Source organism: Litoreibacter albidus, from assembly GCF_900107015.1.
In the GTDB taxonomy this organism is placed as follows: Bacteria; Pseudomonadota; Alphaproteobacteria; order Rhodobacterales; family Rhodobacteraceae; genus Litoreibacter; species Litoreibacter albidus.
The window spans coordinates 545011-565431 of sequence record NZ_FNOI01000002.1; the positions used below are offsets into that span (position 1 = coordinate 545011).

15 protein-coding genes and 1 pseudogene are annotated in these 20421 nt (G+C 56.9%); 4 read left to right on the forward strand and 12 right to left on the reverse strand.

What is annotated here, in order from left to right; all coding sequences use genetic code 11:
* Nucleotides 1–3 precede the first annotated feature (3 nt).
* The 8 genes and pseudogenes from BLW66_RS07730 to cysQ all read right to left on the reverse strand — a co-directional run bounded on the left by BLW66_RS07730 (nucleotide 4) and on the right by cysQ (nucleotide 8723).
* A complete protein-coding gene (locus BLW66_RS07730; RefSeq protein WP_089946545.1) occupies nucleotides 4–1698 on the reverse strand; it encodes a DUF5927 domain-containing protein in 1695 nt (564 codons plus the stop codon).
* Nucleotides 1695–2704 (reverse strand): annotated as a pseudogene (locus tag BLW66_RS07735) (glycosyltransferase family 2 protein). The gene BLW66_RS07730 and the pseudogene BLW66_RS07735 overlap by 4 nt, the downstream one beginning before the upstream one ends.
* Nucleotides 2705–2729: 25 nt before the next feature.
* On the reverse strand, nucleotides 2730–3929 hold the full coding sequence (locus BLW66_RS07740; RefSeq protein ID WP_170833431.1) for a glycosyltransferase family 4 protein: 1200 nt from the start codon (nucleotides 3927–3929) through the stop codon (nucleotides 2730–2732).
* 16 nt (nucleotides 3930–3945) lie between these two features.
* Complete coding sequence (gene galE, locus BLW66_RS07745) at nucleotides 3946–4929, reverse strand: UDP-glucose 4-epimerase GalE (protein ID WP_089946547.1); 984 nt, start codon at nucleotides 4927–4929, stop codon at nucleotides 3946–3948.
* Nucleotides 4930–4943: 14 nt separating this feature from the next.
* Nucleotides 4944–5837, reverse strand: coding sequence for a UTP--glucose-1-phosphate uridylyltransferase GalU (gene galU / locus BLW66_RS07750; protein WP_089946548.1), 894 nt, complete (start codon nucleotides 5835–5837; stop codon nucleotides 4944–4946).
* A gap of 98 nt (nucleotides 5838–5935) precedes the next feature.
* A complete protein-coding gene (locus BLW66_RS07755; protein ID WP_089946549.1) occupies nucleotides 5936–7144 on the reverse strand; it encodes a glycosyltransferase family 2 protein in 1209 nt (402 codons plus the stop codon).
* On the reverse strand, nucleotides 7141–7941 hold the full coding sequence (locus BLW66_RS07760) for a 3-deoxy-manno-octulosonate cytidylyltransferase (RefSeq protein WP_089946550.1): 801 nt from the start codon (nucleotides 7939–7941) through the stop codon (nucleotides 7141–7143). Before BLW66_RS07760 ends, BLW66_RS07755 begins: the two co-directional genes overlap by 4 nt.
* Nucleotides 7941–8723: a 3'(2'),5'-bisphosphate nucleotidase CysQ gene (gene cysQ, locus BLW66_RS07765; protein WP_425283329.1), complete on the reverse strand. Its 783-nt coding sequence runs from the start codon at nucleotides 8721–8723 to the stop codon at nucleotides 7941–7943. The genes BLW66_RS07760 and cysQ overlap by 1 nt, the downstream gene beginning before the upstream one ends.
* 143 nt (nucleotides 8724–8866) lie before the next feature.
* On the opposite strand from cysQ, the gene BLW66_RS07770 reads away from it, so the two are divergent.
* Nucleotides 8867–9688, forward strand: coding sequence for an ABC transporter permease (locus BLW66_RS07770; RefSeq protein WP_089946552.1), 822 nt, complete (start codon nucleotides 8867–8869; stop codon nucleotides 9686–9688).
* Here the strand turns inward: BLW66_RS07770 and BLW66_RS07775 are convergent.
* Nucleotides 9685–10311 (reverse strand): alpha-ketoglutarate-dependent dioxygenase AlkB family protein, encoded by a 627-nt coding sequence (locus BLW66_RS07775; RefSeq protein WP_089946553.1) that lies wholly within the window; start codon nucleotides 10309–10311, stop codon nucleotides 9685–9687. The genes BLW66_RS07770 and BLW66_RS07775 overlap by 4 nt on opposite strands.
* Nucleotides 10312–10516: 205 nt before the next feature.
* On the opposite strand from BLW66_RS07775, the gene dnaK reads away from it, so the two are divergent.
* Nucleotides 10517–12436 (forward strand): molecular chaperone DnaK, encoded by a 1920-nt coding sequence (gene dnaK / locus BLW66_RS07780; protein ID WP_089946554.1) that lies wholly within the window; start codon nucleotides 10517–10519, stop codon nucleotides 12434–12436.
* Between the two features lie 86 nt (nucleotides 12437–12522).
* Nucleotides 12523–13662 (forward strand): molecular chaperone DnaJ, encoded by a 1140-nt coding sequence (dnaJ, locus tag BLW66_RS07785; RefSeq protein WP_089946555.1) that lies wholly within the window; start codon nucleotides 12523–12525, stop codon nucleotides 13660–13662.
* Between the two features lie 33 nt (nucleotides 13663–13695).
* On the opposite strand, the gene BLW66_RS07790 is transcribed toward dnaJ, so the two are convergent.
* The gene (locus tag BLW66_RS07790; protein WP_089946556.1) at nucleotides 13696–15954 is read right to left on the reverse strand and encodes an NADP-dependent malic enzyme; all 2259 of its coding nucleotides are present in this window, start codon (nucleotides 15952–15954) and stop codon (nucleotides 13696–13698) included.
* 160 nt (nucleotides 15955–16114) lie between these two features.
* On the opposite strand from BLW66_RS07790, the gene mutS reads away from it, so the two are divergent.
* Complete coding sequence (gene mutS, locus BLW66_RS07795) at nucleotides 16115–18733, forward strand: DNA mismatch repair protein MutS (RefSeq protein WP_089946557.1); 2619 nt, start codon at nucleotides 16115–16117, stop codon at nucleotides 18731–18733.
* Here mutS and BLW66_RS07800 read toward each other — a convergent pair.
* Together BLW66_RS07800 and hrcA are read right to left on the reverse strand one after the other, a co-directional pair.
* Nucleotides 18719–19270 (reverse strand): nucleotide exchange factor GrpE, encoded by a 552-nt coding sequence (locus BLW66_RS07800; RefSeq protein ID WP_089946558.1) that lies wholly within the window; start codon nucleotides 19268–19270, stop codon nucleotides 18719–18721. The two genes, mutS and BLW66_RS07800, sit on opposite strands and share 15 nt — an antisense overlap.
* An 8-nt stretch (nucleotides 19271–19278) precedes the next feature.
* Nucleotides 19279–20340 carry a heat-inducible transcriptional repressor HrcA gene (gene hrcA, locus BLW66_RS07805; RefSeq protein ID WP_089946559.1) on the reverse strand — a complete coding sequence of 354 codons (1062 nt, stop codon included), beginning with the start codon at nucleotides 20338–20340 and terminating at the stop codon, nucleotides 19279–19281.
* Between the last annotated feature and the right edge of the window lie 81 nt (nucleotides 20341–20421).

Consider the following 20421-nt stretch of genomic DNA (forward strand, 5'->3'; position numbering starts at 1 on the left):
AATCTATTTCACCAAATACGGGCGCCTGCCCTGAGGTTTATCCGTGCTGTCTTGGATGACAGGAAAGTCGCCCATTAAATGCGGGCTCATACCTTGGTTTTTAAGGTTTTGTAGAAACTGACCAAATCCGGTTAGGTCGGCCATCACTGGTACTTCAGACAGCCGACGCTGGCCAATGCCGCCGATCTCGTCAAGGATTAGCTGAAGGTTTTCCATCGGGTTTTCAATGAACTCTGCAAGGCTCCAGATGCGCACGCGAGCCTTGGTTATTCCAAGCCGCAGAAGGTCTAGGTGCGCCGCCTCAATGCGCTGTAGATTGGCCGCTTCTTTGCGTAGCTCCGCGAAGTTCCGATTGGAATGAAACAGCGGTATGGCCCAAGCGCCCGATATAATTGAAATCTGCGCATTTCGATCAGACGCCAGAAAACTCGATATCCCTTGATCGTCCGCTGGTCCAAACTGGAAGCATTGATGCTCCCCACGGGTGTTCCAGATCAGGTTCGTTAAGAAGCCTTGCGGATTATACTCTCGCAGTGGGGCGCTATCGCTGAGGGCGCCATTGTAGAAGGCATCTCCGCCGGCAAACTGGACCCTATCTGCAGCGAACAGGTTGCCATGCACACGGTTCCCCGTACGCCGCGCAATCCACCCCTCGAAATCCTCAAACAGATCCGTGAAGCCCTCAAACACCGAGTACCGTCCGCCGGTCTTGCCATTTTCCCACCCGTCGTTCGGGTATCTGCCTTGCATATATAACCCTGCGCGACCGCGCGTGCGCCGCTCCGTCGCGCGGCTGAACAGGCGGTCAATCTTCAAGGGGTTCGGTTCGGCCATGACCTGCGCGCGAGATTTGGGGACAAGGAATTCACGGTACAGGCGTTCGGCGCGCGGCCATATCTTACGCGCAACAAAGCAATCGGAGCGCCGCAAGAGCTGCAAGTGGTCATCGTAGAAAACATGCGGCTTGCCCTGAAAGTCGAACTTGGACAGCGTCAGCGATCGGCTTTCAATCTGCGTGGAATAAAGTCGCGCGAGGCTTTGAAAGTAGCTTTCATCCGGAATCCAGACCCGCTTGAAGTAACGATCGAACTCGGCGCGGCGCGGATCTTGTAGAATAGCCGACAGCGTTTGACGGGTCAGGCACCACCATTGCGAGCCCAAATGCGGCGTTAAGCCTTCGGGGATGTGCCGCGACAGCTTCAGCTTTCGCTGAAGATCAACATAGCCGTCGAACAAGCGGCGCTGCCGTTTCCAAGAAAACGGGAACCGCAACGTGAACCGTTCCTGATCCAACCCGCCAACGGTCCAGTCCACTTCGTCAGTTGTAACGGACTCAATGAAATCGGTACGCGGGCGGTCATCAAGATAGCTTTGTATCTCCTCAACCGGCCTAAGCGGCATGCACGACCCACTGGACAGGTAGACGTGACGCACGTCGGGGAACGCCTCCAGCATCAACTCGCAGGCGGATTGCGTAGCGCCAACGATAGACCAGTTGCCCCACTCGCAAGCGTGCCGTTCTGAGAAGCGGACGTTGCCTAGGTCCGCCAATTTTTGCTGAAAATACTCGTAGTTCGGCCCGTCGACACGCTTATCAACGTGGATCACCACCGGCTTGCCGTGCTCCGACCAGTGCCGCGCCACCTGTGCCGCGCGGTCCAGCGCCTCATGCACCAACATGACAAAGCCAACGCTCATGCCCAGTTCCCCTTGGACATCAGGCCCAAAATCTCCAACTGACGCCAGTTGATGTACTTTTCAGACCATTTGCACCACAAATCTGGGTCTTCCGAAAGCCCACTGTGGTAGGCCTTGTATTCATAGCTGTTGGCAAAATGCTCTTTGCGCTGAAGCTCTTCCTTGGACTTCGACGACATGGTCTCCAGGAACTTCGCGTGCAGCAAGCACCCCGATGTCTTCTCCCCGCCCCACTCGTCGTAAACAAGGTTCAACCCACGCGGCAGAAGCATGTGGGTTGAACTCACATAGGCATAGCTACGGTCCCAGCGCACCAGCGGCACCTTATTCAAGGCCGGTGCGCGCTCAGGGTGGTCTGCGAAGAAGGCCCGTGGCGAGGACCGCCCTGAATCCACAGGTTCCCGTATTTGTCGTTTTTCTTGATCGAATAGTTGCCGCTGTCGAACCAATGCAAATGCTCAAAAGGATCAGCACCCACCTCGTAACGCACGGAGTCGATCGGGCCTTTCGGGTACATGTCCAGAAGCAGAGTGCCGAACGACTTTACCGACGACGCATCAAGCCAATCTGTAAGCGCCTTGATCGGGCGCGTATCGCAGAACGGGTACACGAAAAACTCGTCTACATCCAAAACCAGCGTCCAGTGACCGTGGCCGTACTTTCGCAGCAGCCAGTTGATCCAGTCGACCCCGAACCGCGACCGTTTGTAGCTGCTTGGCGTGCTGAACAGGGTGACGTCAGGCTGGGTCGCCAGATAGTCTGCGGTACCGTCGTCGGAACCGTTGTCGACAAATATGAAATGATCGACACCCAATTCGCGGTAGTACTTCAGGAAATATGGGATACGGACGGCTTCGTTGCGAAGGGTGCAGAACACAATGATATCGGACTTAGCAATCTGCTCCGTGCGGTTCTTTATAGACGCAAGTTCCCTCCGCTTGCGGACTGCCCGCCAGCGCCAACGCTTCCGCTCCATGCGAAGGCGATATGATTTCAGGAGACCCATCTTCTGTCACCTCTCACGACACGTCTTATAGCAAATTGCCCATCGCCTCATTAACGGCATCAAAATGCTCCGACCAAGTCGGGATCTTTGGGGACTTCGCTATGTGCGCGTGGACGAGGTCTTTCTGCCTCTGCTCTGCCTGCTCAAGTATTGTTTTTTTCCAAAGGTATATGTCTTGCAGGTCTGCGTAAACGGGGTAGTCGCCCAACACCTCGCGGTGGATGGCAAGATCGCCACATATCACCGGAACGCCAAGTTGCGCCGCCTCAATTGACGGGAGGCCAAACCCCTCTGCAAGCGATGGGAAAAGCAATCCGTGAGAGCCTGATAGAAGTCGCCTCACCTCCGCATCCTGCATGTTGTTGTGTTCAAACAGCCAGCCGTTGCCCTTCAACTGATCCAGGCGCTTAAACACGTCCTCATTCTTCCAACCGCGCCGGCCGACGATGTGCAGTTCGGGTAGCTGGTTAGTTGGATGGTCTGCTTTGAGCTGTTCCCAGATATCCAAAAGGAACGCGTGATTTTTACGAGGTTCGATCGTTCCCAGGGCCACAAAGTAGGGTCTAACACTGGCACTTTCAGCAACTTCCGCCCTCATTGGATCAGCGCCCAGAAACGCGGTTACATACTCAGCCTGTGCGCCCCAGCCATCAAAGTAGTGTTTAACACGGGTCTGCGTGTGCCACGAATTTGCGATAACAAGGTCACTATAGTCTGCCGCGCGGCGCATCTTGTCTTCAAACGACTGCACAGTCCCGTCGCGTTGGAACTGCGGCCAATCTAGGGGGATCATATCATGGATCAAGGTCGCGACCTTCAGTCCGGAATCGCGCATTCCGGCAAGCGTTGCCTTGCTTAGATTGGAGTGACCGGTGTTCAGATATACGCCGTTCGGTAGCGATATTTCCGGCGGCCCCTGCCGACCAGAGCGCTCGATTGACAGCCGCCGCAAATCCGATTCCGCCGCGCGTCGTCCCTTGGGCAGCTTCATGCTAACCCTTGCCCGCAGATCAGACGGCCCCCACGGCAGCGCCCCCAAAAGCTTTGAGCGGAAAACCAAAGCCCCTTCGCGGTCCAAAAGCGCGTAGCCCCCCGATATTCTGGCGAGGCAGTAAAAGGGCACGGAGACGTCCTGCAGGCACCAGTTCAGATAGGCGAGTTCCACTCGGTCGACGCCCGTCAGCGGACCACGGCCCACGCGCGACGCAAGCCGTGTAATGTCCAAAACGACGGGATGGTCCCTATTTGTCGTAATGTCCGTTCTGGTGCCAACGCCATGCATCAGTGATCATCGCCTCCAATGTTGATCGGGACGGCGTCCAGCCCAGCTCCGACATCGCGCGATCACTGCCCGAAACCAGCTTTGTGCAATCACCTGCGCGGCGGGCACCCTCGACGATCGGCACGGATTTGTTGGTCACCGCGCGGCTGTGGTCAATCACTTCGCGAACAGAAAAGCCGCTCCCTGTGCCTAGGTTAAACACAGCTGGGGCACCGCCGTCGATCAGCCATTCCAAGCCCTTCACGTGCGCTTCGACTAAATCCATCACGTGGACATAGTCACGGATGCAGGTTCCATCCGGCGTATCGTAATCGGTTCCAAATACCGTCAGCGCTGGCCGTTTTCCGTCAATCGCATCCAGCATAAGCGGGATCAGGTGCGTCTCTGGCTGATGAAATTCGCCGATCTCGCCGGCAGGATCTGCACCCGCGACGTTGAAGTACCGGAAAATAACGTGCCGTAACCCGTGGCTATGCTCAAAATTGCGCAAAATATCTTCGACCGCACGCTTGGAGGCACCGTATGCATTGATCGGATGCTGTGCTGTGTCTTCTGTCAGCGTCACGCCATCTTGGTCGCCATAGGTGGCACACGTCGATGAGAACACGAAGTTTTCGCAGCCAGCTGCGGTGGCCGCTTCTATCAAGTTCAGCGATCCGCCAACGTTATTGCGCCAATACAACCCGGGGTCAGTTACTGACTCCCCCACCTGGCTTAACGCAGCGAAGTGCATGACGGCGACGGGATTATACTGCGCAAACACCGCATCAAGACGTGGGCGGTCCAACAGATCGCCAGCCTCGAACGGGCCGAATTTCACCGCATCTTCCCAGCCAGTGCATAGGTTATCATATGTTATCGGCGTATGGCCCGCAGCCGCCAAAACCTTACAGGCGTGCGAGCCGATATAGCCCGCTCCACCGGTAACCAGCACATTTGCCATAAACGGTCCCTTGGTTATTCGGCCGCTTTGCGCACGGCCGCCATTTCATCCAGATAGCTGGACAGCTCCTCGCGCAGTTCCGGACGGGCCAGACCAAACGCAACAGTTGCCTGTAGGTAGCCAGCTTTGGAGCCGCAGTCAAAGCGCTGCCCGCGGAACCGGTAGCCGTACACATCGCGGTCAGCCTGAATTTCCTGAGCAATCGCATCAGTCAGTTGGATTTCACCGCCTGCGCCTTGTTTGATCTTGTTAAGGTTGTTCAAAACCTTAGGCGTCAAAATGTAGCGACCAATCACCGCGAGGTTTGAGGGCGCATCCTCCACAGACGGTTTTTCCACCATGCCACGTACCGACACCATGGACCCCATATCTTCCTTGATATCCAAGACGCCGTAGGCCGATGCCTTTTCAGGTGGGACTTCCATCGCGGCAACCATGCAGCCGCCGGTCTCGTCGTAGGCTTCGACCATTTGTTGAAGGCACGGCTTTTCCGCCGCGATAACGTCATCAGGCAGAATAACCGCGAACGGCTCGTTACCGATCAGGCGCCGCGCGCACCACACAGCATGCCCAAGGCCCAGCGCCTTGTGCTGCCGGATATACGCAATCGCGCCGCTATCCATGTTGGTGTTCTTCAACGTGGCAAGAAGCTCCTTCTTGCCCTTCTTACGCAGCGTATTCTCAAGCTCAGGTGCGTGGTCGAAGTAATCCTCCAACGCGCCCTTCCCGCGAGATGTCACAAAGATGAACTCTTTGATGCCAGCGGCCCGCGCCTCATCAATCGCGTATTGGATCAGGGGCCGGTCAACCAGCGTCATGATCTCTTTCGGGATGGACTTCGTCGCAGGCAGGAATCGCGTTCCCAGACCAGCTACCGGAAAGACCGCTTTCGTAACCTTACGCTTCATGTGATGTGCCCTACTTTTCGACCGATACTACTCAAACTCAGAACGTCTTACTATATACACATCAACACTCTGACAAAACTGTGACCCATTCGCGTGGCCTAGCGCGTCACATCGAGCAGGTGTTGCTCCACTTTAACGCGCTCCGAAAGCCGATACCATGACCACAACGGTTGGGAACGGGAAGACTTTCCAAATATTCCCCCCGACTGAACCCAAAAGCCGTCTGAGTGAAACCACCGCCGGTGAAACAAGGCCGTCCGGCTCAGCACAATCGCGGTGCAGGGTGTTCCCGCGTCAGACAATGCTTTCGCCCGATTGTAAATGCTCCGTCGCTCGCTCCAGTGGCCTGACACATACCGATGTGCTGGTAGGTTTTCCTTGCTGGCAAATGGCTTAAAGTCAGGCGCATTTTGCCGTGGCGGTGCGGGCTTTTGTTGGCGTGTCCGGCCCTGCGCTATTCCCGCCTCCAAGTCTCTTTTTAAGCGCAAAACATCACAAGGCTCTAGGATTCCACGCACAAGCCCTGTGTCGAGCCGCTTGGATTGGCGACGTCGCAGCGCATCAAGGTCGCTGTCCGGCCTACCGTATTTTTGCACGAAGTAAGCTTGGCTCGCGCCGATCTCGAACAGCGACTTTGGCCGTCTATCCCGCCCACGCATAGGTGACGGGGCGTAGCCGTGTTGGACCTCCGCGTCGGGCACGATCGCGGTGCTAAATCCGGCCTGTGCGATGCGCAGGTTCACATCGGTTTCGTCCAGATAGAAGCGGTAGTTTTCGTCAAATCCGCCCAGTGCAATCAGCGTATCACGGCGAAATGCGCAATTGGTTCCTTGCGTCTTTATGGCTCGCCCAGCGGTCATGATTTGGGCGCTATGTCCGCTCAGCCTGATCGGCAAGCTTTCGCCATCAGGGGCTATTTCTTCGGCCTGCCACTGGAGGCTTATACCGTTTCTGCCCCGCACAAACCCGCCAGATGCAGCAACCTCGGGCGTGGTGAACGGCGCAACGAGTCGCGCCAACCACGTTGGCTCCGCAATTGCGTCGTCGTCGATGAAAGCGGCAACATCGCCAGCCGCCAGCATCACGCCAAGGTTGCGCGCCTTGGATATGTTAGCTTCCGCGCAGATCGCGCTCTTCAACCGATCAGTCGGCGCTAAGCTGCTCAGACTTTTGGCCGTCTCAGCGTCAGTGACCAGAATAAGCTCAAAGTTCCGGTACGTCTGAAAGTCCAGCGCGCGGACGCACCGGCGTAGGTCATGCGGTCGGTGCCTGCTGACAACGACCACACTGACCAAGGGTGTCGTCATGGGTGACCCATCTCCGACAGCATCGCCTCCAAGCGGGGAACGTCTTCAGGGTTGTTCAACTCCCAAAACTGACGTCCCCGGGCTTCTACTTCTACGCACAAAATCTTGCGGCTGTTTTCAAGGAAGCGAAGCTGCTCCAATCCTTCCAACTGCTCTAGCGGGCCAACTGGCCAAGTCGCGTAATCGCGCAACGCGTCTGGTCGGTAAGCATAAACACCGACATGATGAAAAACGGGGGTTTGGGCGTTGTTAGAGTATGTATTCGACGTAAAAGGAATAACCTCTTTAGAGAAAAACAACGCGGACATGTCTTGTGCGAAAACTGCCGTGGTGCCGCCAACACGACCATGGCGGCGATCCTCGAGAAAGCCGTTCAATGCCCGCCCGTCACATCGCAATACGGGAGTAGCACAGGCCGCGTCAGGCGCACCGCGCAGGCCCGCAATCAAGTCTTCGACAAACCAAGACGGTGTCAGCGGCGCATCGCCTTGCAGGTTAACGACGATCTCCGGCTCCTCACCTAGCAGCGGCAAGGCGTCGGCGCAGCGTTCCGTTCCGTTGAAACAATCGGATGAGGTCATGACCACCTCTGCCCCGAAACCCTCTGCGGCGGCTTTGATGCGGTCATCGTCGGTCGCAACAACAACGCGGTCGACGCCAGCCACGGATTTCGCGGCAAGCCATGATCGCTCAATCAGGCTGCGTGCCTCGCCCGTTGCGCCTGTCAAAGTCACGAGCGGCTTTCCCGGGTAACGGGTGGAGGCATAGCGGGCGGGTATAATGATTGTGACCGACATCAGGCGGACTTCAATTCAACGCCAGGGGCGTATGCGATAAAGAACGGGTTCTCGTAGATCGGCTTGCCGTATGTCAGCGGCGAATGATCGTCAAAGCGCACGACAGCACCGCCAGCGCCGTTCAAAACGGCATGCCCTGCAGCGGTGTCCCACTCCATCGTGCGGCCCAATCTGGGGTACAAATCAGCCTCCCCAGCGGCAACAAGGCAGAACTTCAACGATGATCCCGCGCCAGTCATGTCTGTGGTCTGGTACTTTGAGATATAGTCATCTGTGGCCTGATCGCGGTGCGACTTGGACGCTACAACCACCAGCGAGGCATTATCGGGTGTTTTCACGCGAATAGGCTTTGTTAGACCCTGTTTCTTACGATCAAAGGGTCCAACCTCCTCCACCGTTTGGCCATCTGCACCGGTATAGAACATGCGGCCTTTGGCCGGCGCGTAGACCACCCCGCGAACGGGTATGCCGTTCTCTACGTAGGCAATGTTTACAGTGAAGTCGCCGCGCCGCTTGATGAATTCCTTTGTCCCGTCCAACGGGTCCACGATGATGAAATTCGACGCGCTTTCGCCATGGGTATCCGCCTGCTCTTCCGTGACCAACAAGACGTTAGGGAAAGCCGCGCGAATACCGGCAGATATTAGCGCGTCAGCGGCCTCATCCGCGGCGGTAACCGGGCTATCATCGGATTTCGCCCGCACCTCGAAGTCGTCGGCGTCGTAGATTTCCATGATCTTGTCGCCAGCTTCCAATGCCAGCTCCCGAAACACCGTTGCCATCTTGTTATAGTCCACAGCCGCTCTCCTGCCGGATAATTGATTTCACACTTGGGCTTTCTTATGCTTGCTTGATAACGGATCGGCAAGTTTTCTGGCATCTAAGGATCAGTAGCACCGGCCGTAGGCAAAGCAGGTTTGCACAAATGTTCAGAACCGAAGAACGCAACACGCACTTCCGGTCAGCCATTGGGCTGGCGGATCTGATTTACGTCAGCACCGTGCGCCATGTTCGCAAGTCCCACCGCAACGCGGTGATCGGCCTCGCGATGAACATGATGACCACCGTGATCATGGTTGCAGCGTTCTACCTGATGTTTTCCATTCTGGGGCTTCGCGGCACGGCCATTCGCGGGGACTTCATCCTTTACCTGCTGTCCGGCATTTTCCTGTTTCTGACACATACCAAAGCCGTTGGCGCGATCATGGGGTCCGAGGGGCCGACCTCCGCCATGATGAAACATGCCCCGATGAACACAGCGATTGCCATTGCATCCGCCGCGCTGTCCGCGCTTTACATTCAAACCTTATCGGCGGTTTTGATCCTGTTTCTAGTCCACGTCGCGTGGCACCCTATCGAGATCAACGACCCAATCGGCACGATCGGTATGTTCCTGCTCTCGTGGTTTTCTGGCGTTTCCGTGGGGATGGTCTTTCTCGCCATTAAACCATGGTTCCCTGGGTTCGCGTCCATCGCATCAACGGTCTATAGCCGTGCCAATATGGTCGCGTCGGGCAAAATGTTCGTGGCCAACAGCATGCCATCCTCAATGTTGGCGTTCTTTGACTGGAACCCGCTGTTTCACTGCATCGACCAAGCACGCGGCTATGCGTTCATCAACTATAACCCGCATTTCAGTTCGGTCAGCTATCCGCTGATCGTATCCATCACACTGATCATGCTGGGCCTGATGGGCGAATTCAAAGCGCGCCGACATGCCTCCATCAGCTGGAGCGCTGGTCGTTAGGTCACCACACGCAACGTCAAGTTGATACGCCCGCCCTTGGGCAGCAAAAGCGACGTTCCGGCCTTGATCCGGTCAACGCCGTGGTAAGTCAGCCGCGCGGCGCCGCCCATGACCAGTACATCACCAGAGCGCAGCCAGATGCTTTCCGTCTTGCCGCCCCGTGTTTCATTGCCGATCCGAAACAAAGCATCGTCACCCAAAGAGATGGAGATGACAGGCCACGAGAAGTCGGCCTCGTCGCGATCTTGGTGCAAACCCATTCGCGCGTCCGCGTCGTAGAAGTTAACCAAACAACAGTCCGGCGCGCGCTCACTGGGGCCCAACGCGTGCCAGATATCCATCACGCTGTCCGGGATGTCGGGCCACGCCATTCCGCGCGGATGGCAGGCGTCGTAGCGGTACCCGTTCCGGTCGGACACCCAACCGAATTTCCCTGCCGATGTCATACGAACCGACATGTCTTTGCCACGGCTGGTGGTGGGCACAAAAAGCGGGGCCGCCGTCACGACGTCCCGTAGGTCGTCTAGCAACGCCCGTTGCTTCGCGTCGTCCAGCAGTTGCTCGAAAACTTCGACCCCCCTGACCACAAGATTTGGTGTCGGTTTGGTAAAATGATCACTCATATTCGCCTCCACGCGCCTTTCAGCCGCCTTTCTCACTATTTTGAGAGATTAGGACTGCCCTGCGCCTTGCAGCACTAGGGGCCCAGCCTTATATACGCTTCGAATTCCGATGGGGCTATGCCCCCGGTTCAATTTTGGGATCGGAGCGCAGGAGCCATATTGGGCCTGCCCTCCTCAACATCGCCTCGACGAAAGGACCTAGCTCATGGCTAAAGTTATCGGTATCGACCTTGGTACAACAAACTCTTGTGTCGCCATCATGGACGGCTCTCAGCCTCGCGTTATTGAGAACGCAGAGGGCGCACGCACAACCCCATCTATCGTAGCCTTCACAGACGATGAGCGTCTGGTTGGTCAGGCCGCCAAACGGCAGGCTGTTACGAACCCGAACAACACAATTTTCGGCGTGAAACGCCTGATTGGCCGTCGTGCTGACGACAAGCACATTGCCAAAGACAAAAAGAACCTTCCGTTCGAGGTTGTCGATGGCGGCAACGGCGACGCTTGGGTCTCCGCGAAGGGCGAGAAGTACAGCCCGTCCCAGATCTCGGCATTCATCCTGCAAAAGATGAAAGAAACCGCTGAAAGCTACCTCGGCGAAGACGTTACGCAAGCCGTGATCACGGTCCCTGCCTACTTCAACGACGCCCAGCGCCAGGCAACAAAGGACGCCGGCAAAATTGCTGGCCTTGAAGTGCTGCGCATTATCAACGAGCCGACAGCTGCTGCGTTGGCTTACGGCCTCGACAAAAAAGAAACGCAAACCATCGCGGTCTATGACCTTGGTGGCGGTACGTTCGACGTAACCATTCTGGAAATCGACGACGGCCTGTTCGAAGTTAAGTCCACCAACGGTGACACGTTCCTTGGTGGTGAAGACTTCGACATGCGCATCGTGTCCTATCTTGCCGACGAGTTCAAAAAAGAGAACGGCGTTGACCTGAAGAAAGACAAGATGGCGCTGCAGCGTCTGAAAGAAGCTGCCGAGAAAGCCAAAATTGAGTTGTCCTCGTCCCAGCAAACAGAGATCAACCAGCCGTTTATCTCTATGGACCCTAAAGGCGGCCAACCGCTGCACATGGTCATGAAGCTGACACGCGCTAAACTGGAAAGCCTTGTCTCCGACCTGATCAAAGCCTCGATCAAACCTTGCCAAGCCGCGTTGAAAGATGCGGGCCTGTCCACCTCCGACGTCGACGAAGTCGTGTTGGTTGGCGGTATGACCCGTATGCCTAAGGTTATCGAAGAGGTGTCCAAGTTCTTCGGTCGTGAAGCCAACAAAGGCGTGAACCCTGATGAAGTTGTCGCCATGGGCGCAGCCATTCAAGCTGGTGTTCTGCAAGGCGATGTGAAGGACGTTGTTCTTCTCGACGTGACGCCACTGTCCTTGGGTATCGAAACCCTTGGTGGTGTGTTCACACGCCTGATCGACCGCAACACAACGATCCCGACCAAGAAGTCGCAAATCTTCTCGACCGCCGAAGACAACCAAAACGCTGTGACGTTGCGGGTGTTCCAAGGGGAGCGTGAGATGGCCGCCGACAACAAGATGCTGGGCCAGTTCAACCTGGAAAGCATCCCACCGGCGCCACGCGGCATGCCGCAGATCGAGGTTACTTTTGACATCGACGCCAACGGCATCGTTGAAGTTGGGGCCAAAGACAAAGGTACCGGCAAAGAGCAAAAGATCACGATCCAAGCTTCTGGCGGTCTGTCCGATGATGACATCGAGCAAATGGTGAAAGACGCGGAAGCTAACGCTGACGCGGATGCGGAACGTCGTGAGCTGGTTGAATCGACCAACCAAGCCGAAAGCCTGATCCACAGCACCAAGAAGTCGCTGGAAGAGCACGGCGATAAGGTTGACGGCTCCACAGTGGAAGTCATCGAGCTGGCCCTCAAAGCCCTCGAAGAAACTATGGACTCGGAAGACGCTGCCAAAATCAAAGGCGGCATCCAGAACCTGACAGACGCAGCGATGAAGCTGGGCGAAGCGATCTACAAGTCGCAGCAAGAAGAAGCTGCTGCCGCAGAGCCAACTGAAGAGCCCGACGATATGCGCGGTGTTGACGAAGACATCGTGGATGCGGACTTCGAAGATTTGGACAACAACAAACGCGGCTAATGATGCCGGGTCCTGACACGGAAGACCGGCCCGAAAATACGGGCCGGTCAGCATGTTTCAGTGATCTAGTTTTGGAAGGTTGATCCATGGCAAAACGTGATTATTACGAAGTACTAGGTGCTGACCGCGGCGCTTCCGCAGATGAGTTGAAGAAAGCTTATCGCAAGAAGGCCAAAGAGCTGCATCCGGATCGGAATTCCGACAATCCAAACGCGGAATCCCAATTCAAAGAAGCAAACGAAGCCTACGAAGTCCTGAAGGACGCCGACAAGAAGGCGGCTTATGACCGTTATGGCCACGCCGCATTCGAAGGCGGAATGGGCGGCGGTCAACGTCAGGGCGGCAACGGTGATTTCTCATCCGCGTTCTCCGATGTTTTCGAAGACCTGTTTGGCGACTTTATGGGCGGCGGCGCGCAGCGCGGTGGCCGTCAACGCGCCTCGCGCGGCTCCGACTTACGCTACAATCTGCGTATCTCCTTGGAAGACGCATTCCTCGGTCTGCAAAAGGCCATCACCGTCCCGACCTCCGTGTCGTGCAACAGTTGTGATGGATCGGGCGCTGAAGGTGGCGCTGAACCGCAAACCTGCCCGACATGTTCCGGCATGGGCAAAGTTCGCGCGCAACAGGGTTTCTTCACCGTGGAGCGCACCTGCCCGACCTGCTCTGGCGTCGGCCAGATTATTAAAAACCCATGCCGCACCTGCGGCGGTTCTGGTCGCGAGGAAAAAGAGCGCTCCCTGAGCGTTAACATTCCTGCTGGTGTCGAAACGGGCACTCGCATTCGCCTCTCCGGCGAGGGTGAGGCCGGTTTGCGTGGCGGACCATCCGGCGACCTCTACATCTTCATCGAAGTTGCAGAGCACGAGTTGTTCCAACGCGACGGTATCGACCTGTTCTGCCGCGTGCCTGTTTCCATGGCGACGGCGGCCATCGGTGGCGACGTGGAAGTCCCTACTATCGACGGCGGACGCTCTCGCGTGAAGGTTCCCGCTGGTAGCCAGTCGGGACGCCAGATGCGCCTGCGCGCAAAAGGCATGCCAGCGCTGCGCGGCGGCGGCACCGGTGACATGTTCATCGAGCTTGCGGTAGAGACGCCGGTCAACCTGACCAGCAAGCAAAAGGAACTGCTACGGGAGTTTGAGAAGCTAAGCGAGGAGAACAACCCCCTCCTCACCAGCTTCTTCTCGAAGGTCAAATCCTTCTGGGCCGACATGAAAAACTAAATAAGGAAGCGCCCAAATCGGGCGCTTCTTTTTTTATCCGACGTTACATGCCGCCATGACCGCCATGTTAAGAATGTCGTTCGTGGACGACGTTGTGGAACAGATCTGAACAGGATGATCGACGCCGCTTAGAATCGGGCCAATAACCGTCGCGCCGCCCATTTCCTGCATCAATTTCACCGAAATCGACGAGGAATGCCGTGCTGGCACAACCAACACATTCGCCGGTCCGGACAGTCTGCAAAATGGATACTGCGCCAGCACATCGGGGTTCATGGCCACGTCAACGGTCATTTCGCCGTCATACTCGAAGTCAACGCCGCGACTATCCAGCACCTTAGGTGCAATATGCATTTTCTCGGCGCGCTCACTTACCGGATAGCCAAAGGTAGAGAAGCTAACGAAGGCAACGCGCGGCTCCAAACCAAGGGACCGTGCCGTCGCCGCGCCGCGCTCCGCAATATCCGCCAGTGTGTTCTCATCCGGCCATTCGTGAACCAAAGTATCCGCGATCAAAACGATCCGACCGTTGCGCAGCAGTGCGGTGACGCCCACGGCGCCGTCCTTTGGGGACACGTCCAGCACGTGGTTGAGCAACTCAAGCACATGCGCTGATTTTCGTGTAGCACCCGTGATCAACCCGTCCCCGTGCCCGTGCGCCAACATAAGCGCGGAGAAAACATGCCGGTCTCGGGACGCTAGCCGATGCACGTCCTGCGCGTCATATCCCTTGCGCTGGAGCCGACTGTAGAGGAACGAGCGGTACGTCTCCAAATGCTCCGTGTTGCGGGCATTCACAATGGTGAGCTCGCGGTATGCGTCCGCTAACCCAGCTGCCGTTAGCTTTTCCTTAACGTCATCTTCACGACCGACAACCAAGGCCTGACCCAGACCAGACCGCTGGTAGGACACAGCCGCACGCAGCACCCGAATATCATCACCCTCCGCAAAGATCATGCGGGCGTTCTTCGTTCTGGCGCGGTTGTGCAGGCCTTCCAGCATGGACGCCGTGGGGTCCATACGGGATCGCAAGGCCACGGTGTAGGCGTCAAAATCTACGATAGCCTTGCGAGACACGCCCGTCTCGATACCGGCCTGCGCCACCGCAGGCGGGATCGTGTAGATCAACCGCGGGTCAAAGGGCGTAGGGATAATGTAGTCGCGGCCGAACGTCAGTTTTTGCCCGTAAGCCACCGCGACTTCGTCGGGCACGTCTTCTCGCGCCAGCTTCGCAAGCGCCTCTGCGCAGGCAATTTTCATCGCGTCGTTGATCGTGCGGGCGCGAATGTCTAGCGCGCCGCGAAACAGATACGGGAAGCACAGCACGTTGTTTACTTGGTTCGGGTAGTCGGATCGGCCAGTGGCCACAATCGCGTCCGGCCGCACCTCATGCGCGTCCTCTGGCGTGATTTCCGGATCAGGGTTCGCCATCGCAAAGATAACGGGGTTGTCCGCCATCGACTTCACCATGTCCTGCGTGACCGCGCCCTTTGCCGATACGCCAAGGAAAACGTCAGCGCCAGTCATCGCCTCTTCAAGCGTGCGCTCCTTCGTGTTCGCGGCGTGCGCGGACTTCCACTGGTTCATGCCCTCGGTGCGGCCTTGGAAGATCACGCCTTTCGTGTCGCATACAATACAGTTGTCATGCTTGGCACCCATGGCCTTAATCAGCTCAATACACGCAATGCCCGCAGCGCCTGCCCCGTTCAAAACAATCTTGCAGTCCTCGATTTTCTTGCCAGTTAAGTGCAGCGCATTCAGCAGCCCGGCAGCGCAAATCACGGCAGTGCCATGCTGGTCATCGTGGAAGACGGGGATGTCCATTTCTTCACGCAGCCGTTGCTCAATTATGAAACATTCCGGCGCCTTGATGTCCTCCAGGTTGATGCCGCCAAAGCTGGGCCCCATCAATCGGACTGCGTTAATGAATTCGTCCGGATCTTCGGTATCCAACTCCAGATCAATGGAATTCACGTCAGCGAACCGCTTAAACAGAACCGACTTACCTTCCATCACCGGCTTAGAGGCGAGCGCCCCCAGATTGCCAAGGCCAAGGATCGCGGTGCCGTTTGAAATCACCGCCACCATGTTGCCTTTGGTCGTATAGTCATACGCCAGTTCTGGGTTTTCGGCGATTGCCTCTACTGGAACGGCGACACCGGGTGAGTATGCCAAACTAAGGTCGCGCTGCGTCGCCATCGGGGTGGAAGCGTTGATCTCTAACTTCCCCGGCGTCGGCTCCAAATGGTAGGATAGTGCCTCTTCATCGGTGACGCGGTTTTTCTTTGACATGAACGGTTTCTCCCTTGAGCCAACGCCAAAGATAGCCAGCTTGCAGCCGCTCGACAACACGCCTTGGAATTCGGGGTTTCGCCCCCCCGCACGGACCTTTAGAATTCGCGCAAACACCAGGGGTGAAGTCTTGAACGTCGCTAATGCATCCGTAACGCCAATGATGGCGCAATATCTGGACATCAAAGCCCAGTATCCTGACGCGCTACTCTTCTATCGGATGGGTGACTTTTATGAGTTGTTCTTCGACGATGCGGTCGCAGCGGCGGAAGCGCTTGATATTGCGTTAACCAAACGCGGCAAGCACTTGGGCAATGACATCCCGATGTGTGGCGTGCCCTTCCACGCGGCGGAGAATTACCTGTTAACCCTAATCCGCAAAGGGTTTCGGGTCGCCGTTGGGGAACAACTGGAAAGCCCCGCCGAGGCCAAAAAGCGCGGGTCAAAGTCCGTCGTCAAACGCGACGTTGTACGGTTGGTTACGCCAGGCACGTTAACCGAAGACAGCTTGCTGGAACCCCGCCGCCATAATTTTCTGGCGGCGTACTCCGAAATCCGTGGTGAGGGCGCGATCGCATGGGTTGATATCTCAACCGGTGACATGCGTGCAGGCCCCTGTTCCCGCATGCGCCTGTCGCCGGAGCTGGCACGGCTAGCCCCAAGCGAAATCTTGGTGTCTGATTCCGACTTCGACGAGCTGTCGCCGATTGTGGATGAAACAGGCTCTGCCATCACACCGCTGAGTAAAGGCAGTTTCGACAGTACATCTGCCGAAAAACGCCTTATTAGTCTCTATTCGGTCGGATCTCTGGACGCATTCGGGACATTCTCGCGCTCTGAAATAGCTGCGCTTGGGGCGTTGGTCGATTACTTAGATATCACCCAGAAAGGTAAGCTGCCCTTATTGCGACCACCGGTACGCGAAGCCGCCAACCGAGTAATGCAGATCGACGGGGCTACCCGCCGAAATCTGGAGCTTTCACAAACGCTTAGCGGATCACGTAAAGGTTCTCTGCTCGACACAATTGACAGGACGCTAACGGCGGGCGGTGGGCGTCTTCTTGACAGAAAGCTCTCGAGCCCCTCCACTGACCTGAGCGAGCTTCAGGATCGACTTGATGCCGTTGAGGCATTCTCCACCGCTGCAAGCCTGCGCACCGACCTGCGCGATGCCTTGCGCAAAGTGCCGGACATGGATCGGGCTTTGTCACGGATCGCCGTGAATAGGGGCGGCCCTAGGGACTTGGTGTCGCTTCGGACAGGGCTAGAACAGTGTCTAACACTGCATAAAATGCTTTCCGACGCTCGTTTGGCCCCAGCGGTGGAGCGCGCTGTCACTGACCTTGGCGGGCACGACGATATTCTTGGTTTACTGCAACAAACGTTGAACGCGGAAGTGCCCTTGCTTGCGCGGGATGGCGGGTTCGTAGCATCGGGCTACCACGCGGAGCTTGATGAGATGCGTCAACTCCGCGACGACGGCCGCAAGATCATCGCAGAACGTCAGGCACAGTACGCCGCCGAAACGGGCATTTCTGCATTGAAGATCAAGCATAACAACGTTTTGGGCTACTTTATTGAAACAACGGCGGCCCATGCCGAGAAGATGCTGGCCCCGCCCCTGTCGGATCACTTCATGCACCGCCAGACCACCGCCAACGCAATCCGGTTCACAACCCTAGAGCTGTCGGAACTTGAAACGAAGATTCTGAACGCTGGCGGTCGCGCCACCGCTATAGAATTGCAGGTGTTCACAGACCTATGCGCCCGCGTGCTGGACGTCAGCGCGAACCTCTTCGCTGCTGCCGGCGCGCTATCACAGATCGACGTATTCGCGGCACTCGCTGACTTGGCCGCGTCAGAGGATTGGGTCCGCCCCAAAATCGACGATTCACGTGCCTTTGCCATCACAGGCGGCCGCCACCCCGTGGTTGAGAAGGCGTTGAAAGATCAAGGTGCCGCACCGTTCATCGCGAACGGGTGCGATTTGTCTGCTGCAGCGAACGCGTCCAGTATTTGGCTGCTCACCGGTCCCAACATGGCAGGTAAGTCGACGTTTTTGCGGCAGAACGCGATTATCGCTCTTTTGGCCCAAATAGGGTCTTATGTGCCTGCTGACTCTGCCCACATCGGATTGGTTTCACAGCTGTTCAGCCGCGTCGGCGCGTCCGATGATCTGGCGCGCGGGCGCTCTACCTTTATGGTGGAAATGGTCGAAACGGCCGCCATCCTGAACCAAGCAGACGAACGGGCCTTGGTCATCCTTGATGAGATCGGCCGCGGCACCGCAACTTACGACGGCCTTTCGATCGCATGGGCCACGCTTGAACATTTGCACGCCACGAACACCTGCCGTGCCCTGTTTGCGACGCACTATCACGAGTTAACCGCCCTTGCTGGCAAGCTTCCCGGCGTGGAGAACGCCACGGTTACCGTGAAAGAATGGGACGGTGACGTTATCTTCCTGCACGAAGTAAAGCGCGGCGCCGCCGACCGATCCTACGGGGTGCAGGTCGCAAAGCTGGCGGGCCTGCCATCATCGGTGATTGATCGGGCGCGCGTGGTGCTAGAACAACTGGAAAAAGGGGAACGTGAAGGCGGGGCGCGCCAGAAAGCGTTGATCGACGACCTGCCGTTGTTCGCATCCGCGCCTGCACCGAAACCAGTCGCAAAAACGTCGCCCGCCGACGACCGACTAAAAGAAATCTCGCCCGACGAATTAACGCCGCGCGAGGCCTTGCAGTTACTTTACGAATTGAAAGACTTAAGCGGGGGTTGAGGAAACCCCGACCTGTGCGGGCCGCAGCAAGCGGTCGTGCAACAGGAAGCCTTCGGCCATCACTTGGATGATGTCACCGGCTTTGGTGCCTGGTAGCGGTGCTTCAAACATCGCTTGGTGCAGTTGTGGGTCAAAGCGGTCGCCCACTTCGGGAACAACTGGTTCGATCTTGTGTTTGCCGAAAACGTGGATCAATTCACGCAGCGTAAGCTCTACACCCTCGAAGACGGCTTTCGCCGCTTCGCGCTGTGCGTCGTCAGCGGCGTCCAGCGCACGGCGTAGGTTGTCATAGACCGGCAGCATATCTTTAGCCAACTTCGTGCCGCCATACTGCTCTGCTTCACGGCGGTCGCGCTCCCCACGTTTGCGTGTGTTTTCAACGTCAGCCATCGTGCGCAGGAGGCGGTCTTTCAGCATGTCGCGCTCTTCAATCAGCGCCTGCAGTTCATCATTTTCTTCCATGATATCTACAGTCTCTTCGGCCATGGCCTCCAAGTGATCTGTTTGGAAATCATCTTCTTTGTTCGCGTCAGACATTTGTACCTCTACCCGCCGTCCGAAATCAGTTTACCAACCATCTGCGCCGTATAATTCACGATGGGCACGATACGCCCGTAGTTCAGTCGTGTCGGGCCAATCACGCCCACTGCGCCGATGATCTTACGATCAGAGTTCATATAGGGAGAGACCACCAAAGAGGAACCCGAAAGTGAAAAGAGTTTGTTCTCAGAGCCAATAAAAATGCGCACACCGTCGCCTGCGTCGGTCAACTCCAGAAATTCGGCAATGTCACGCTTACGCTCTAGGTCGTCAAACAGCGCACGCACCCGCTCCAGCGCGCTTGAATCCTCCGCGCTCTCGATCAGATTCGATCTACCGCGCACGATAAGTCGCTCGATCGGCTCGCCCTCATTTTCCCAAACGGCCAATCCCGTTTCGACAAGATCCTGCGCCAGAACGTCCAACTCTTGTCGGCGCGATTTGATTTCGTTGGCGATGCGCCCGCGCAGTTCTGAGATGGTAGAGCCAACGGCGAGCGCATTAAGGAAGTTCGCCGCCTCCCGCATGGATGACGGTGTTTGCCCGATGGGCGGGGTGAACACGCGGTTTTCCACGTGGCCATCGGCGAAGACCAGCACGACCAGCGCCCGCTCCGCTGCCAGACTGACGAACTCAATATGTTTAATCGGTGCTTCATGCTTCGGTGTCAGCACGAGGCTGGCCCCGTGGGTCAACCCCGACAGCGCAGAACCGATCCTGTCGAGCATCACCCCCACATCGCGGTCGTTGCTGCCCAGCGTCGCATCCAGCTTTTCGCGGTCTTGATGCGTGACCTCGTCCATCTCTAGCAATCCGTCGACAAACATCCGCAAACCGGCTTGCGTTGGAATGCGCCCCGCAGAGACATGCGGGCTATCCAGAAGCCCCAACATCTCAAGGTCTTGCATCACGTTTCTAATAGTCGCAGCGCTCACACTTTCGGATAATGTGCGCGTCAACGTTCTGGAGCCAACTGGCTCCCCACTGGACAGGTACGATTCCACAATCCGTTGAAAAACCTCACGGCTACGGGCATTCATTTGGGACAAAGAGGTATCCTGGGTCATAGTCCTACTTCTCTCGCGGTGGTCTCATCCGTCAATGTGGCTTGCAACCTAGCGTATCACAAGGGTATCTGGACCCGTTCC